15 protein-coding genes are annotated in these 12,703 nt (G+C 63.4%); 3 read left to right on the forward strand and 12 right to left on the reverse strand.

Annotated elements, in window-relative coordinates:
* Positions 1-26: 26 nt before the first annotated feature.
* From mdh to sdhC, 7 genes are all read right to left on the reverse strand, one after another.
* Positions 27-989 carry a malate dehydrogenase gene (gene mdh / locus ACMGE0_RS09725; protein ID WP_436815647.1) on the reverse strand — a complete coding sequence of 321 codons (963 nt, stop codon included), beginning with the start codon at positions 987-989 and terminating at the stop codon, positions 27-29.
* A 178-nt stretch (positions 990-1,167) separates the two neighbouring features.
* Positions 1,168-2,331, reverse strand: a complete 1,164-nt coding sequence (gene zapE / locus ACMGE0_RS09730) for a cell division protein ZapE (RefSeq protein WP_436815648.1) — start codon at positions 2,329-2,331, stop codon at positions 1,168-1,170.
* Between the two features lie 27 nt (positions 2,332-2,358).
* A complete protein-coding gene (locus tag ACMGE0_RS09735) occupies positions 2,359-2,892 on the reverse strand; it encodes a protease inhibitor Inh/omp19 family protein (RefSeq protein WP_436815881.1) in 534 nt (177 codons plus the stop codon).
* Positions 2,893-3,064: 172 nt separating this feature from the next.
* Positions 3,065-3,844: a succinate dehydrogenase iron-sulfur subunit gene (locus tag ACMGE0_RS09740; RefSeq protein ID WP_436815649.1), complete on the reverse strand. Its 780-nt coding sequence runs from the start codon at positions 3,842-3,844 to the stop codon at positions 3,065-3,067.
* A gap of 18 nt (positions 3,845-3,862) precedes the next feature.
* The gene (gene sdhA / locus ACMGE0_RS09745; protein ID WP_436815650.1) at positions 3,863-5,707 is read right to left on the reverse strand and encodes a succinate dehydrogenase flavoprotein subunit; all 1,845 of its coding nucleotides are present in this window, start codon (positions 5,705-5,707) and stop codon (positions 3,863-3,865) included.
* 7 nt (positions 5,708-5,714) lie between these two features.
* The gene (sdhD, locus tag ACMGE0_RS09750) at positions 5,715-6,095 is read right to left on the reverse strand and encodes a succinate dehydrogenase, hydrophobic membrane anchor protein (protein ID WP_436815651.1); all 381 of its coding nucleotides are present in this window, start codon (positions 6,093-6,095) and stop codon (positions 5,715-5,717) included.
* Positions 6,096-6,106: 11 nt separating this feature from the next.
* A complete protein-coding gene (sdhC, locus tag ACMGE0_RS09755) occupies positions 6,107-6,499 on the reverse strand; it encodes a succinate dehydrogenase, cytochrome b556 subunit (RefSeq protein ID WP_436815652.1) in 393 nt (130 codons plus the stop codon).
* 278 nt (positions 6,500-6,777) lie between these two features.
* Between sdhC and ACMGE0_RS09760 the strand changes: the two genes are divergently transcribed.
* Complete coding sequence (locus tag ACMGE0_RS09760) at positions 6,778-7,242, forward strand: hypothetical protein (RefSeq protein ID WP_436815653.1); 465 nt, start codon at positions 6,778-6,780, stop codon at positions 7,240-7,242.
* Between the two features lie 48 nt (positions 7,243-7,290).
* On the opposite strand, the gene ACMGE0_RS09765 is transcribed toward ACMGE0_RS09760, so the two are convergent.
* The 5 genes from ACMGE0_RS09765 to tsaD form a co-directional block, all read right to left on the reverse strand.
* Positions 7,291-7,935 carry a class I SAM-dependent methyltransferase gene (locus ACMGE0_RS09765; RefSeq protein WP_436815654.1) on the reverse strand — a complete coding sequence of 215 codons (645 nt, stop codon included), beginning with the start codon at positions 7,933-7,935 and terminating at the stop codon, positions 7,291-7,293.
* Between the two features lie 7 nt (positions 7,936-7,942).
* Complete coding sequence (locus tag ACMGE0_RS09770; RefSeq protein ID WP_436815655.1) at positions 7,943-8,383, reverse strand: EVE domain-containing protein; 441 nt, start codon at positions 8,381-8,383, stop codon at positions 7,943-7,945.
* 8 nt (positions 8,384-8,391) lie between these two features.
* Positions 8,392-8,685 (reverse strand): YciI-like protein, encoded by a 294-nt coding sequence (locus ACMGE0_RS09775; protein ID WP_436815656.1) that lies wholly within the window; start codon positions 8,683-8,685, stop codon positions 8,392-8,394.
* A 135-nt stretch (positions 8,686-8,820) separates the two neighbouring features.
* On the reverse strand, positions 8,821-9,810 hold the full coding sequence (locus ACMGE0_RS09780; protein WP_436815657.1) for an NAD(P)H-dependent glycerol-3-phosphate dehydrogenase: 990 nt from the start codon (positions 9,808-9,810) through the stop codon (positions 8,821-8,823).
* The gene (gene tsaD, locus ACMGE0_RS09785; RefSeq protein WP_436815658.1) at positions 9,807-10,904 is read right to left on the reverse strand and encodes a tRNA (adenosine(37)-N6)-threonylcarbamoyltransferase complex transferase subunit TsaD; all 1,098 of its coding nucleotides are present in this window, start codon (positions 10,902-10,904) and stop codon (positions 9,807-9,809) included. Before tsaD ends, ACMGE0_RS09780 begins: the two co-directional genes overlap by 4 nt.
* A gap of 81 nt (positions 10,905-10,985) precedes the next feature.
* Here tsaD and hemC point away from each other — a divergent pair, with 81 nt between their 5' ends.
* Together hemC and ACMGE0_RS09795 are read left to right on the forward strand one after the other, a co-directional pair.
* Positions 10,986-11,915, forward strand: a complete 930-nt coding sequence (hemC, locus tag ACMGE0_RS09790) for a hydroxymethylbilane synthase (protein ID WP_436815659.1) — start codon at positions 10,986-10,988, stop codon at positions 11,913-11,915.
* A 4-nt stretch (positions 11,916-11,919) separates the two neighbouring features.
* Positions 11,920-12,630, forward strand: coding sequence for a uroporphyrinogen-III synthase (locus tag ACMGE0_RS09795; protein WP_436815660.1), 711 nt, complete (start codon positions 11,920-11,922; stop codon positions 12,628-12,630).
* Positions 12,631-12,703 lie beyond the last annotated feature (73 nt).

The raw sequence follows: 12,703 nt of genomic DNA on the forward strand, positions 1-12,703 counted from the left end.
CCTGTTTGGATGACGTCAGCGCCAGATTACTTGAGAGCCGGGGCGATGTTGATGCAGGCTTCGCAAAGGCCGGCGACGGCGCCGACGGACTTCTGGAAGGCCTCCTCCTCCGCCTTGTTGAATTCGACCTCGACGATGCGTTCGACGCCGCCGGCGCCGAGAACGACCGGAACGCCGACATACATGTCCTTCACGCCGTACTGGCCCGTCAGGTGAGCGGCGACCGGCAGGACGCGCTTCTTGTCCTTGAGATAGGATTCAGCCATCTCGATCGCGGAAGCGGCCGGAGCATAGTAGGCAGAACCGGTCTTCAGGAGGCCGACGATTTCGGCGCCACCGTCGCGGGTGCGCTGGATGATTTCTTCGAGACGCTCCTTGGTGGTCCAGCCCATCTTGACGAGATCGGTCAGCGGAACGCCGGCAACCGTGGAGTAGCGGGCGAGCGGCACCATCGTGTCGCCGTGGCCGCCGAGAACGAAGGCGGTGACGTCCTGGACCGAGACATTGAACTCTTCGGCGATGAAGAGACGGAAACGGGCGCTATCGAGGACGCCGGCCATGCCGACGACCATGTTCTTCGGCAGGCCGGAGAACTTCTGGAGCGCCCAGACCATCGCGTCGAGCGGGTTGGTGATGCAGATCACGAAGGCGTTCGGGGCATATTTCTTGATGCCGGCACCGACCTGCTCCATGACCTTCAGGTTGATGCCGAGCAGATCGTCGCGGCTCATGCCGGGCTTCCGGGCGACGCCGGCGGTGACGATGCAGACGTCCGCGCCTTCGATGGCAGAATAGTCGCTGGCGCCGGAAAGCTTGGCGTTGAAACCCTCGACCGGGCCGGATTGTGCGATGTCGAGACCCTTGCCCTGAGGGATGCCGTCGGCGATGTCGAAGAGGACGATGTCGCCCAGTTCCTTCAGACTGGCGAGATGCGCCAGCGTGCCACCGATCATGCCAGAACCAATAAGTGCGATCTTCTTGCGCGCCATCGAAAAGCTTCCTTTCGAGATCCGAATTCACGGGCAAGGCCATGGCGGACCTGCCGATGTGCCAGACCGCATACCGCCATCCAGAGAAATTGGCAATCGATTATTTTGGAGCCAAGTTTTTCAATCGGTTAGATCATAAATTTCTTACGTAAACGTAAGAAATTTTGTCACCAAACCGTCAAGTTCCGCGCCGCTTTTCCTGATGCAACGCGAGGTAGCCGGGGCTTCGCATCTCGAAGAGGCGCGAAACCGTGCGGTCGAATTCGAAGCCTTCCGTCCCCTTCCGCTCCAGCAGGATATCCTCCGGCGCCGTCGCCGCGGAGACATAGAGCCGCACGCTATGGTCATAAAGCGCGTCGACCAGATTGATCAGCCGTTTCGCCTCGTTCCGCTTCTCCGGCCCGAGCTGCGGTATGTGCTCCACGAAAACGGCATCGAACCGATCGGCGATCGCCAGATAGTCCGATGCACCCAGTGGCTTGCCGCAAATATCCGCAAAATCGAAGCGCGCCGCCCGTCCGGCGGCGGAAGGCACATGGATGCTGCGGCCCTTCATGGGGATTTCGACAGGTCTCGCCTTTTCTCCCTCGGTGACCTGATGCCAGGCCGATTCCATTGCCGCATCGGCACGCCGGTCGAGCGGCGTCACGTAGACCGGCAGGCTGGCGAACTTCTGCATGCGGTAATCGGTGGGCGAGTCGAGCGTTACGACATCCACCCGACTGTCGAGCAGCGCGATGAACGGCAGGAAGAGGCCGCGGTTCAGCCCGTCCTTATAAAGATCCGCCGGGGCCACGTTCGACGTTGCGACGAGCACGCAGCCGAGTTCGAAAAGCTCGGTGAAGAGACGCGCCAGGATCATCGCGTCGGTGATGTCGGTGACGGAGAATTCGTCGAAGCAGAGAAGCTCCGCCTCCGCATAGAGCGCGGCGGCGACCGGCGGGACGGGATCGGCTTGCCGCGTTTCGCCCCGTTTCAGCTTCATGCGATGCTCGTGGATGCGGTTGTGCACATCCGCCATGAATTCGTGGAAATGCGCCCGGCGCTTCTTCTCGATCGGCGCCTTCTTGAAGAACATGTCCATCAGCATGGTCTTGCCGCGCCCGACGCTGCCATGCACGTAGAGCCCGCGGATCTCCCGCGGCCGCCCGCCGCCCTTGGCGAACAGCCAGCCGAGTGCGCTCTTCTTTTTGGCCGGCTTCGTCTCGCGGAGGCATGTCAGCACATGGTCGAGCTTCGCCGCGACTTCGAACTGGGCGGCATCCGCCGTCAGCACGCCGGACGCCGTCAGCGCCTTCAGCTCCTCGCCGACGCTCGCCGTGTAATCGGGAATGGGTTCCAACCGGACGCCCTCGGGAAGGTGAGCCGCTTAGCGGCTCAGGCTGACGGGCTGACCGGAATTCATCGTGCCGTCGTAGCGGTTCTCGGCGGTCTTGTAGACCCGGCCGATAATGTCGCCGGCACGGTTCTTGAACTGGACCGTCTTGCCCGAAACTTCCCAGGACCCCATGGTGGTGAGCTCACCGGCGCAGCCGCGGGTACCGCCGCGCGAACCGCCGCCGAGATTGGTGAGCGTCAGGAACATGTCGCAGGAAGCGCCGGCGTTCGAGACACGCCAGTTGCCAACCATGGCTTCCTTTTTGACGTCGAGGGCGCTTGCGGGCGCCGCGGCGTTCGGATCGAGCGCTGCCATGTTGGGGTTGGCGCTCGGCGCATTCGGGAACTGCGAGGGATTGGAAGCTCCAGGCGGCGGCAACTGGCCGCCCTGGACGGACGGAACAGGCTGGGCCTGAAGCGGTGCGGGTTGAGAAGGCAGATCGTTGTAGGGACTGTATGAAGTACGCTGGCAACCGGCAAGTGCTACTAAAAGGACAAGGCCCGTCGCCACATATTTGAACTGCATCATCTAACTCCCGCGGGTTGCGTGCCGCCCGTGCTACCGTTGAAAGACGGCGGAATTATCGCGAAAGGCTCTGCTAAATCAAGCCGCGCGGACCGCTTTGTTCCAATTCCGGGCTTAGCGGCGCAATTTGGGAAGCCGCCGCAGAAGCGGCAGCTTACCTCTCGTCATCATTTTAGACGCGGCGCTCGACCATCATCTTCTTGATTTCGGCGATCGCCTTGGCCGGATTCAGGCCCTTCGGGCAGCTCTGCGCGCAGTTCATGATCGTATGGCAGCGATAGAGCCGGAACGGATCCTCGAGATTGTCGAGGCGTTCGCCCTTGGCTTCGTCTCTGGAGTCGATCAGCCAGCGATAGGCCTGCAGCAGGACCGCCGGGCCGAGATAGCGGTCGCCGTTCCACCAGTAGCTCGGACAGGAGGTCGAGCAACAGGCGCAGAGAATGCACTCGTAGAGACCGTCGAGCTTCAAGCGATCCTCGTGGCTCTGCTTCCATTCCTTGGCCGGCGGCGGCGATACCGTCTTCAGCCACGGCTCGATCGAGCGATGCTGCGCGTAAAAGTTCGTGAGATCAGGGACGAGGTCCTTCACGACCGGCATATGCGGCAGCGGATAGACCTTCACGGTGCCCGTGATGTCGTCCATGCCCTTGGTGCAGGCGAGCGTGTTGGTGCCGTCGATGTTCATGGCGCAGGAGCCGCAGATGCCTTCGCGGCAGGAACGGCGCAGCGTCAGCGTCGGGTCGATGTTGTTCTTGATGTAGAGCAGACCGTCGAGAACCATCGGGCCGCAATCGTCGACATCGATGTAATAGGTGTCGACGCGCGGGTTCTGGCCGTCATCCGGGTTCCAGCGGTAGACGCGGTATTCCCGGACGTTCTTGGCGCCTTCCGGCTTCGGCCAGACCTTGCCTTCGGTCATCTGGGAGTTCTTGGGGAGGGCGAGTTCAACCATGGTCCAGGTCCCTTGAGATCAGTACACGCGTGCCTTCGGCTCGATCTTGTGCGGATCGATGCCGTCTGCGATGAGCTCGGTATGGACCGGGCGGTAGTCGAGCTTCACGTCGCCGGCTTCGTTCACCCATGCGAGCGTGTGCTTGCGCCAGTTCTCGTCGTCGCGGCCGCCGAACGGACCGGACGTAAAGTCCTCGCGGGCATGCGAGCCGCGGCTTTCCTTGCGCGCTTCCGCGCCGTAGACGGTGGTGATCGCATTCGCCATCAGGTTCTGCAATTCCAGCGTCTCGACGAGGTCCGAGTTCCAGATCATCGAACGGTCGGTGACCTTGATGTCCCTGAGTTCGCCCCAGATTTCCGAAAGCCGCTTGCAGCCGGATTCCAGCGATTCCTGGGTGCGGAACACCGCCGCGTCTTCCTGCATGGCCCGCTGCATCTTGTCGCGCAGCACGGCGGTCGGCGTGCCGCCCTTGGCGTTCCGCAGGCCATCAAAGCGGTCCATGATCTTGTCGCAGGCCGCCGTGTTGAGCGCCGGGATCGGTGCAGAACGGTCGATGACCTGGCCGGCGCGGATCGCCGCAGCACGGCCGAAGACCACGAGGTCGATCAGCGAATTGGAGCCCAAACGGTTGGCACCGTGAACCGAGGCGCAGCCCGCTTCGCCGACCGCCATCAGGCCCGGCAGGATGCGTTCCGGATTGGCGCTGTCGGCGTTCAGTACTTCGCCCCAGAAATTGGTCGGTATGCCGCCCATGTTGTAGTGGACGGTCGGCAGGACCGGGATCGGCTCGCGGGTCACGTCGACGCCGGCGAAGATCTTGGCGCTCTCGGAAATGCCGGGCAGGCGCTCGTGCAGGACGGCCGGGTCCAGATGGTCGAGATGCAAGAAGATGTGGTCCTTGTTCTTGCCAACGCCGCGGCCTTCGCGGATTTCCAGCGTCATGCAGCGGGAAACCACGTCGCGGGATGCAAGGTCCTTGGCCGAAGGCGCATAGCGCTCCATGAAGCGTTCGCCCTCGGAATTGACGAGGTAACCGCCTTCGCCGCGCGCGCCTTCGGTGATGAGACAGCCCGAACCGTAAATGCCGGTCGGATGGAACTGCACGAATTCCATATCCTGCAGCGGCAGACCGGCGCGGGCCACCATGCCGCCGCCGTCGCCGGTGCAGGTATGGGCCGATGTTGCCGAGAAATAGGCGCGGCCGTAGCCGCCGGTCGCCAGCACTACCATCTTGGCGGCGAAGCGATGGATCGTGCCGTCATCGAGGTTCCAGGCAACGACGCCGGTGCAGCGGCTGCCGTCATCCGACATGATCAGGTCGAGCGCGAAATATTCGATGAAGAATTCCGCGTTGTTGCGCAGCGATTGGCCGTAGAGCGTGTGCAGGATGGCATGGCCGGTGCGGTCTGCGGCGGCGCAGGTGCGCTGCACCGGCGGGCCGGCGCCGAAATTCTGCATATGGCCGCCGAACGGGCGCTGGTAGATCTTGCCTTCCTCGTTGCGCGAGAACGGCACGCCATAGTGCTCGAGCTCGTAGACTGCTTTCGGCGCCTCCATGACCATGTACTGCATGGCGTCGACGTCGCCGAGCCAGTCGGAACCCTTGACGGTGTCGTAGAGGTGCCACTGCCAGCTATCCGGCGTCATGTTCTGCAGCGAGGCGGCGATGCCGCCCTGTGCTGCCACGGTGTGCGAGCGGGTCGGGAAGACCTTGGTGATGCAGGCGGTCTTGAAACCCTGTTCGGCCATGCCGAGCGTGGCGCGCAGGCCGGCGCCGCCGGCCCCCACGACGATCACGTCATAGGAATGGTCGACATAGGTATAGGCCTTGCCGTTCTGGGCGAGAGGAGTGACAGATGCCATGACGGGGTTATCCTGCAAATGCGATTTTCAGGGCGGCGAAAAGACAGAGGCCGCCGACAAGGAGGGAGAAGAAGGCGTTGAGGATGAGAAGAGCGATCTTCATGCCTTCGGAATGGACGTAGTCCTGGATGATCTCTTCCATGCCGAGACGCATGTGGATGATGCTCGCGACGATGGTCAGCCCGTTGATCGTGGCGACGAAGGGATTGGCGAGCGCACCGACCACTTCGGCATAAGGCTTGCCGGCATAGATGATCAGGAAGACGATATAGAAGACGAGAAGCGGGACGAGTGCCACGGACGTGGTCCGCACGCGCCAGAAATGCTCCGTGCCGCTCTTGGCCGAGCCGAGGCCGCGGACTTTCCCGAGAGGAGTACGCATATCCATGATTGATCTCCTCAGCGGACGATGAGCACGATCGCCCAGACGAGGACGGTCAGAAGGATGGAGGCGACGAGATTGGCCTTGGCGAGCTTCGTCGAGAACTCCTTCTCGAACCCGTAGCCGAGGTCCCACATGATGTGGCGCAGACCGCCGAGCAGATGGTGGAGAAGGGTCCAGGTATAGCCGAACAGCACGAGCTGGCCGACGATCGAACCGAACAGCCAGTTGACCCAGTTGAAATATTCCTCGCCGGAGGCAGCCGAGATCAGCCACGCGGCGACCAGCAGAGTGCCGAAGTAGAGCGCTCCGCCGGTGATGCGGTGGACGATCGACATCGCCATGGTGGGAATGAATTTGTAGATTTGCAGATGCGGCGACAGGGGCCGGTTGTTTGTCACATTCGCCATCAGAACCTCGCGGCGTCGTATGCGGTATCAAGGGCGGGGCGCCCGGCAATGCCGAAGAAATGTGCATTGCATCATTGGCGTGGTTTAATCGCACGGATGTCGGACGACAAGAACAATTCAAGCGGATTTGGAATTTAATCGATTGTGTCTTTCTCAAGGCTGCCGCGGCTCAAACCCGGCGGGCACGTTAACCATGATTTACAAAGAATTCGTTGCCGCCAGGACGCCATGCGCCATTTCGTGTTAACCTTTCGTTAACGATTTTGCCGGAGTTCGCCATGATCGCGAATCGCATGAAGCCTGTCCTTGCCGCCGCTGCGCTCATCGCAGCATTCACCGCAGCCGCTGAAGCCCGCGACCGCTGGCCCCATGATCGCTGGAATGATCGCGGCCACCGTCATCATCGGGTGGAGAACAACCGCTGGGACCGCCAGGGCGACGGCCGCTGGAACCGGCCGGCGGAAATCGACCGCATGGCCGGCTTCACCGGTCGTTCGATCAGCCGCCCCCGTCAGCTCGGCGGATTTTATGGCGGCGCCCTCGAAACCTATCCGGTTCGCGGCAACGGAATCTATTTCCTGCGCGATGCCGAGTATTACTGGCCGCTGCGTGAGCAGAGCCGGTCCACTCTCGCGCCGAAGGCCACGATCATCGACGTCGAGCAGCAAATGGGCGGCAACGCCTTCGCCTCACAGGCCTGCTCTTTCGAGGCCGGCGTCTGCGTCATCCGCGGCGGGGATTGAGACCCGGAGCTTTTGCGGTCGCATCCAACCGAAACGCCGCACCCTCACCTAAATAAACCGCCAGATTGTCGTCTTTTTGACCTCACTGTCCTCCAGTGCCCGCGTCACCGGCACTTCATAGACAGCAAGCTGTTCGAGCCGCTCCTTCGGGCAATAGCTCCGCCCGGGGTCTCCGACCAGAACAAGCTTGCCCTCGCCGGCGAGCCGCTCGAGCCACGGAATCAGCGCGCTGGCAAAGTCGCGATCATAGAAAACATCCCCCGCGAGAACGACATCCGCCTCGACGGCTCTGCCGATCTGTTTCTCCGAGGTGAACCGGATATCGGCGCCGTTCTCGGCCGCATTCATCGCTATGGCGCTCTCCGTCCACGGATCGATATCCGCCGCCAGCACATCCGCCGCGCCCGCAAGCTTCGCGGCGATCGCCACCAGTCCGGAACCGCTGGCGAAATCCAGTGCCCGTTTCCCGGCAACCGTTTCCGGATGGTCGAGGACATAGCGCGCGAGCCCCTGCCCTCCCGCCCAGGCGAAGGCCCAGAAGGGTGGCGGCAGGCCGATCTTTTCCAGGTCCTCCTCCGTCTTCAGCCAGAGATCATGCGCTTCGCTTGCGAGATGCAGCCGGATTTCCGGCACGTGCGGCGGCCGCATGAGATCCGTGTTTTCGAGGATGAAGGTCCGCGGATCGGTCTTCAAGACTGGCTCAGTCCGGAGAACGCGGCGGATTGTCGAGACCGCCGAGCCTGCAGATCTCGAAATACTCCTCGTCCGTCACCGGCTGCACCGAAAGCCGCATCGATGTCACCAGCGACATCTTCTCGAACTTCGGATTGGCCTTGATGTCCTTCAGCGTCACCGGCTTCGGCATGTCGATCACGGCGCGGATATCGACGCAGTCCCAGCGCGGATCGTCCTTGGCGGTCGAATCGGGATGCGACAGGGCGCAGACCTCGACGATGCCGACGATCTCCAGCCCATCGTTGGAGTGATAGAAAAAGCCCTTGTCGCCGATTTTCATGGCCCGCATGTTGTTGCGCGCCAGATAGTTGCGCACGCCGGTCCATTCGGTTCCCTTTTCGCCGGCCGCCTTCTGCTGCTCCCAGGACCAGGAGGAAGGTTCGGATTTGTAAAGCCAGTACGCCATCTGTCGCCTCACTCCGCCGGCTTGTTGAAGACCCAGTTCCAGGCCTTGACCTCGACCTTCTCGAACAGGCCGGCGAGGTAATAGGGGTCGGCCTCGGCGATCGCGCGGGCGGCGGCCATGTCTGCGGCTTCCACCACGACGAGGCTGCCGTTCGGCTTGCCTTCGTCATCAAGGAAGGGACCGGCGAACTTCAGCGTGCCCTCGGCATTGAGCTTGTTCAGATGCTCCACATGCGTCGGACGGGTTTCCATGCGGACGTTCAGATGTCCGGGCTTGTCGGTGCAGAGGAAGGCAAACAGCATCGGTCTCTCCTAAAGCATGTCGCGCAAAAGTGTGCTGCGGTTTTGCGATAACGACATGCGAAAAACAAGAATTTAAGCGCATCCCGAAAATGTGAGGCGGTTTTCGGACAAGATGCGCGGTTAACTAAAGTGACGTTATTCCGTGGTGATCGGCCGGGTCATCAGGCGCTCCATGGCCGTGCGGATGTCGAGCCTGCCGTCGATGATCGCCGCCACCGCGTCGGTGATCGGCAGTTCGACGGAAAATTTCTGGCCAAGCTGCGCCGCGACGGACGCCGCGAAAGCCCCCTCGACTAGCGGCCCGCCCACCGTATCGCCCGGTTCGCCCTGGCCCAATGAGATGCCGAAACGGAGGTTGCGCGACTGATGGCTGGTGCCGGTGAGCACGAGGTCGCCGAGGCCGGAAAGCCCGCGCACCGTATCGGCCCTGCCGCCCATCGCTTCGACCAGCCGCGACATTTCCGCAAGTCCGCGCGAGATCAGCGCGGCACGGGCCGAATCGCCGAGCCCCGCGCCCTCGGAGATGCCGCAGGCGATAGCCAGCACGTTCTTCAATGCGCCGCCGAGCTGCACGCCGATCCGGTCGGTCGAGGCATAGAGGCGGAAGGTCCGGCCGGAAAGCGCATTGGCGAGGCGCTCGGCCAGAGCCTTATCCGGAGCGGCGAGCGCCATCGCGGTCGGCAGCCCTCGCGCGATGTCCGCCGCAAAGCCGGGACCGGAAAGAACGGCAACCGCATGATGCGGCAGGTCCGCCTCCAGTACCTCCGTCAGCAGCCGGCCGGACGACTTGTCGATGCCCTTGGCGCAGGTGACGACCACCGCATCCTTAGCCAGATAAGGACCATAGTGCTTCGCCGCATCGGCTTGAGCCTGCGAGGGCATCGCGAAGAGTACGAGGCTCGCCTCGCCGATTGCGTCCGGCTCCGCGGAAAACTCCAGGGCATCCGGCAGAGGCACGCCCGGCAGCGAGGCATTATGCACCCGGTCGTCGCGCAGGTCGCTCATCAGGGAGGGGTCGCGGCCGACCAGCGTGACCGGATGCCGTCCTTCCAGCGCAACGACCGCCGCAAGCGCGGTGCCGAAAGCGCCGGCGCCTATGACCACGATGCGTTCCTGGCCGCTCATGCCTTGGCACCCCGTTTGCCCGAGCCAAGCAGGGCTTGTGCATCCTTGTCGAGCGGCCAGCGGGAGCGCGGCGCGACTTCGAGCGGATCGGCCGGGAAATCCTCCGCCAGGCGTTCAAGCCCCGCCCAGGCGATCATCGCCGCATTGTCCGTGCAGAGCCGGAGCGGCGGCGCGATGAAGCGGAAACCGTTCTCGATGCAGAGCGCCTGCAGCGTGCGGCGGATTTCCTGGTTGGCGGCGACGCCCCCCGCCACGACCAGAGCCGGATCGACGTCGAGATTGGCGAATTCCTGTTTGAACCGCGCCAGCCCGCGGCCGATCCGGTCGCGCAGCGTGCGGGAGATCGCCCTCTGGAACGAGGCGCAGATATCCGCGACGTCCTGATCGGAAAGCGGCGCGATCTCGGTCGACGCCTGCCGCACGGCCGTCTTGAGACCCGAGAATGAAAAATCGAGCCGCGCCTCTCCGACCAGCGGCCGCGGAAAGGAGAAGCGGTCCGGATTGCCCGTCTGCGCCGCCTTCTCGACCGCCGGGCCGCCGGGATAGGGGAGCCCGAGCAGCTTCGCCGTCTTGTCGAAGGCTTCGCCCAACGCATCGTCGATTGTCGTACCCCAGCGCTCGTATTCGCCGACGCCGCGCACCAGTACGAGCTGCGTATGTCCGCCTGAGACGAGCAGCATGAGATAAGGGAAGGACAGCCCGTCCGTCAGCCGCGCCGTCAGCGCGTGTCCTTCGAGATGGTTGATGGCGAGCAGTGGCTTGCCGGCGGCGCGCGCGATCGCCTTGGCCGTCATCAGCCCGACGATCAGCCCGCCGATCAGGCCCGGCCCGGAGGTTGCCGCCACCGCGTCGATCTCGTCGAGCGAGACATCCGCGCGATGCAGCGCCTCCTCGACCAGCCCGTCCAGCGCCTCCACATGGGCACGTGCAGCGATCTCAGGCACGACGCCGCCATACATGCTATGTTCGTCGAGCTGCGACAGCACCACGTCGGAGAGGATTTCGCCGCGGCCGTCCTCATGGCGCGCGACGACCGCCGCCGCGGTCTCGTCGCAGCTGGTTTCGATGCCGAGGATGCGAAGAAAGGTCGCCATGGGACAATGGGTCCGACTTCGTTGATTGCGATGCCGGATAATCCGGTCTACGAAGCCTCCGGTAACAATGGAATGACGCGGATGCAAACAAAACCTTTCCGGATCGGCACGCGCGGCAGTCCGCTGGCGCTCGCCCAGGCTTCCGAAACGCGCGCCCGGCTGATGGCGGCGCACGGTCTGCCGGAGGAAATGTTCGAGATCGTCGTGCTGTCGACCACTGGCGACCGCATCACCGACCGCGCGCTGACGGAGCTCGGCGGCAAGGGCCTCTTCACCCAGGAACTCGAGGAGGGACTCCTCTCCGGCGACCTCGATTTCGCCGTTCACTCCTCCAAGGACATGCCGACCAGGCTTCCCGACGGATTGAAACTGACCGCCTATCTTCCGCGCGAGGATTTTCGCGATGCCTTCATCGGACGCACCGCGCCGACGCTGACGGCTCTACCCGACGGCGCCATAGTGGGGTCGTCTTCGCTCCGCCGCCAGGCGCTGATCCGCCGCATCCGGCCGGACATCAGCGTCATCACCTTCCGCGGGCTCGTCGATACCCGGCTGCGCAAGCTTAACGAAGGCCAGGTGGATGCGACCCTGCTTGCCTATGCCGGCCTGAAACGCCTCTCCAAGGAAGACGTCGTCACCGAACTGCTCGACCCCGCCGACTTCCCGCCTGCTCCGGCGCAAGGCGCGATCTGCGTCGAAAGCCGCATCGGCGATGCCCGAATCGAGACCCTGCTCGACCCGATCAACGACCGGCCGACCCATGACGCGGTTTCCTGCGAACGCGCTTTCCTTGCGGCTCTCGACGGTTCCTGCCGTACGCCGATCGGTGGTTATGCCGTCTGCGAAGGCGATCACCTGAAATTCTCGGGGCTGATTCTGACGCCGGATGGCCGGAAGGAACATTCGATCGAGGTCGAGGGAAAACGCACCGAGGCCGAGGCGCTTGGGCGCCATGCGGGCGAAGCGGTGCGGGCCGCCGCGGGCCCCGGCTTCTTCGAAGGCTGGAGCTGAGCCCGTGCGGGTCCTCGTCACCCGCCCGGACGTTTCCGCTCAGCGGACTGCGGAAAAATTGCGGAGCCTTGGGCAGGAGCCGGTCTTGTTGCCGCTCACCAGGGCCGTTCATCATCCGGGAGCCGCGGAGTTAGCGCTGAAGCAGCCACACGCTGCGCTGGCCATCACCAGCGCCGAGGCGGTGCGGGTTCTTGCCTCGCTCGGTGAAAGGCTTGCTCAGCATCTTGGCGAAACCCTCTATGCCGTGGGAGAGGCAACGGCGCGAGCGGCAGCGGAATCCGGCTTTCGCCACATCCGCACAGGGCCCGGCACCGGCGCCGAACTGGCCGGGCTCGTCGCAAGCGAAGCGCCTGCGCTTGCACCCCCCCTTCTCTATCTCGCCGGAAAGCCGCGCTCTCCGAAATTCGAAGACGGGTTGCGGGCCGAAAAAATACCTTTCGCGACGGCGGAAATCTACGAGATGACGCCGATAGCCTATGATGAGGGCGCCCTCCGCCAGGCCTTGCTCGATCCACCGGCGGACGCGGCGCTTCTCTATTCCCGGGAAAGCGCAACACTTTTTTTCGAGCTTGTCGCGCCGCACGCCTCAGCCTTGGCCCTCATTCGGATCCTCTGCCTCAGCGACAATGTGGCGGAAGCCGTGCCTCAGGATTTTCATAGAAATATCAAGATCGCCGATCACCCTGACGAAGACGGGCTTCTCGCCCTTCTTTAATCGAAGGCCCGCGGCAAAATCCCGCCTGCCCCTTTCCTTCCAACCACCCACCGACTAGTTTTCCGTGAGCGCA

It is taken from the genome of Neorhizobium descurainiae (genome assembly GCF_051400715.1).
Lineage (GTDB): Bacteria > Pseudomonadota > Alphaproteobacteria > Rhizobiales > Rhizobiaceae > Neorhizobium.

What these genes read in the sequence shown, in the direction of transcription:
- ACMGE0_RS09770 (WP_436815655.1), bottom strand. Translation starts at nt 8,383, where the DNA reads ATGGCGTACTGGCTTTACAAATCCGAACCTTCCTCCTGGTCCTGGGAG.
- sdhA (WP_436815650.1), bottom strand. Translation starts at nt 5,707, where the DNA reads ATGGCATCTGTCACTCCTCTCGCCCAGAACGGCAAGGCCTATACCTAT.
- hemC (WP_436815659.1), top strand. Translation starts at nt 10,986, where the DNA reads ATGCAAACAAAACCTTTCCGGATCGGCACGCGCGGCAGTCCGCTGGCG.
- ACMGE0_RS09775 (WP_436815656.1), bottom strand. Translation starts at nt 8,685, where the DNA reads ATGCTGTTTGCCTTCCTCTGCACCGACAAGCCCGGACATCTGAACGTC.
- sdhC (WP_436815652.1), bottom strand. Translation starts at nt 6,499, where the DNA reads ATGGCGAATGTGACAAACAACCGGCCCCTGTCGCCGCATCTGCAAATC.
- ACMGE0_RS09760 (WP_436815653.1), top strand. Translation starts at nt 6,778, where the DNA reads ATGATCGCGAATCGCATGAAGCCTGTCCTTGCCGCCGCTGCGCTCATC.
- sdhD (WP_436815651.1), bottom strand. Translation starts at nt 6,095, where the DNA reads ATGGATATGCGTACTCCTCTCGGGAAAGTCCGCGGCCTCGGCTCGGCC.
- ACMGE0_RS09735 (WP_436815881.1), bottom strand. Translation starts at nt 2,892, where the DNA reads ATGCAGTTCAAATATGTGGCGACGGGCCTTGTCCTTTTAGTAGCACTT.
- tsaD (WP_436815658.1), bottom strand. Translation starts at nt 10,904, where the DNA reads ATGGCGACCTTTCTTCGCATCCTCGGCATCGAAACCAGCTGCGACGAG.
- ACMGE0_RS09780 (WP_436815657.1), bottom strand. Translation starts at nt 9,810, where the DNA reads ATGAGCGGCCAGGAACGCATCGTGGTCATAGGCGCCGGCGCTTTCGGC.
- ACMGE0_RS09740 (WP_436815649.1), bottom strand. Translation starts at nt 3,844, where the DNA reads ATGGTTGAACTCGCCCTCCCCAAGAACTCCCAGATGACCGAAGGCAAG.
- mdh (WP_436815647.1), bottom strand. Translation starts at nt 989, where the DNA reads ATGGCGCGCAAGAAGATCGCACTTATTGGTTCTGGCATGATCGGTGGC.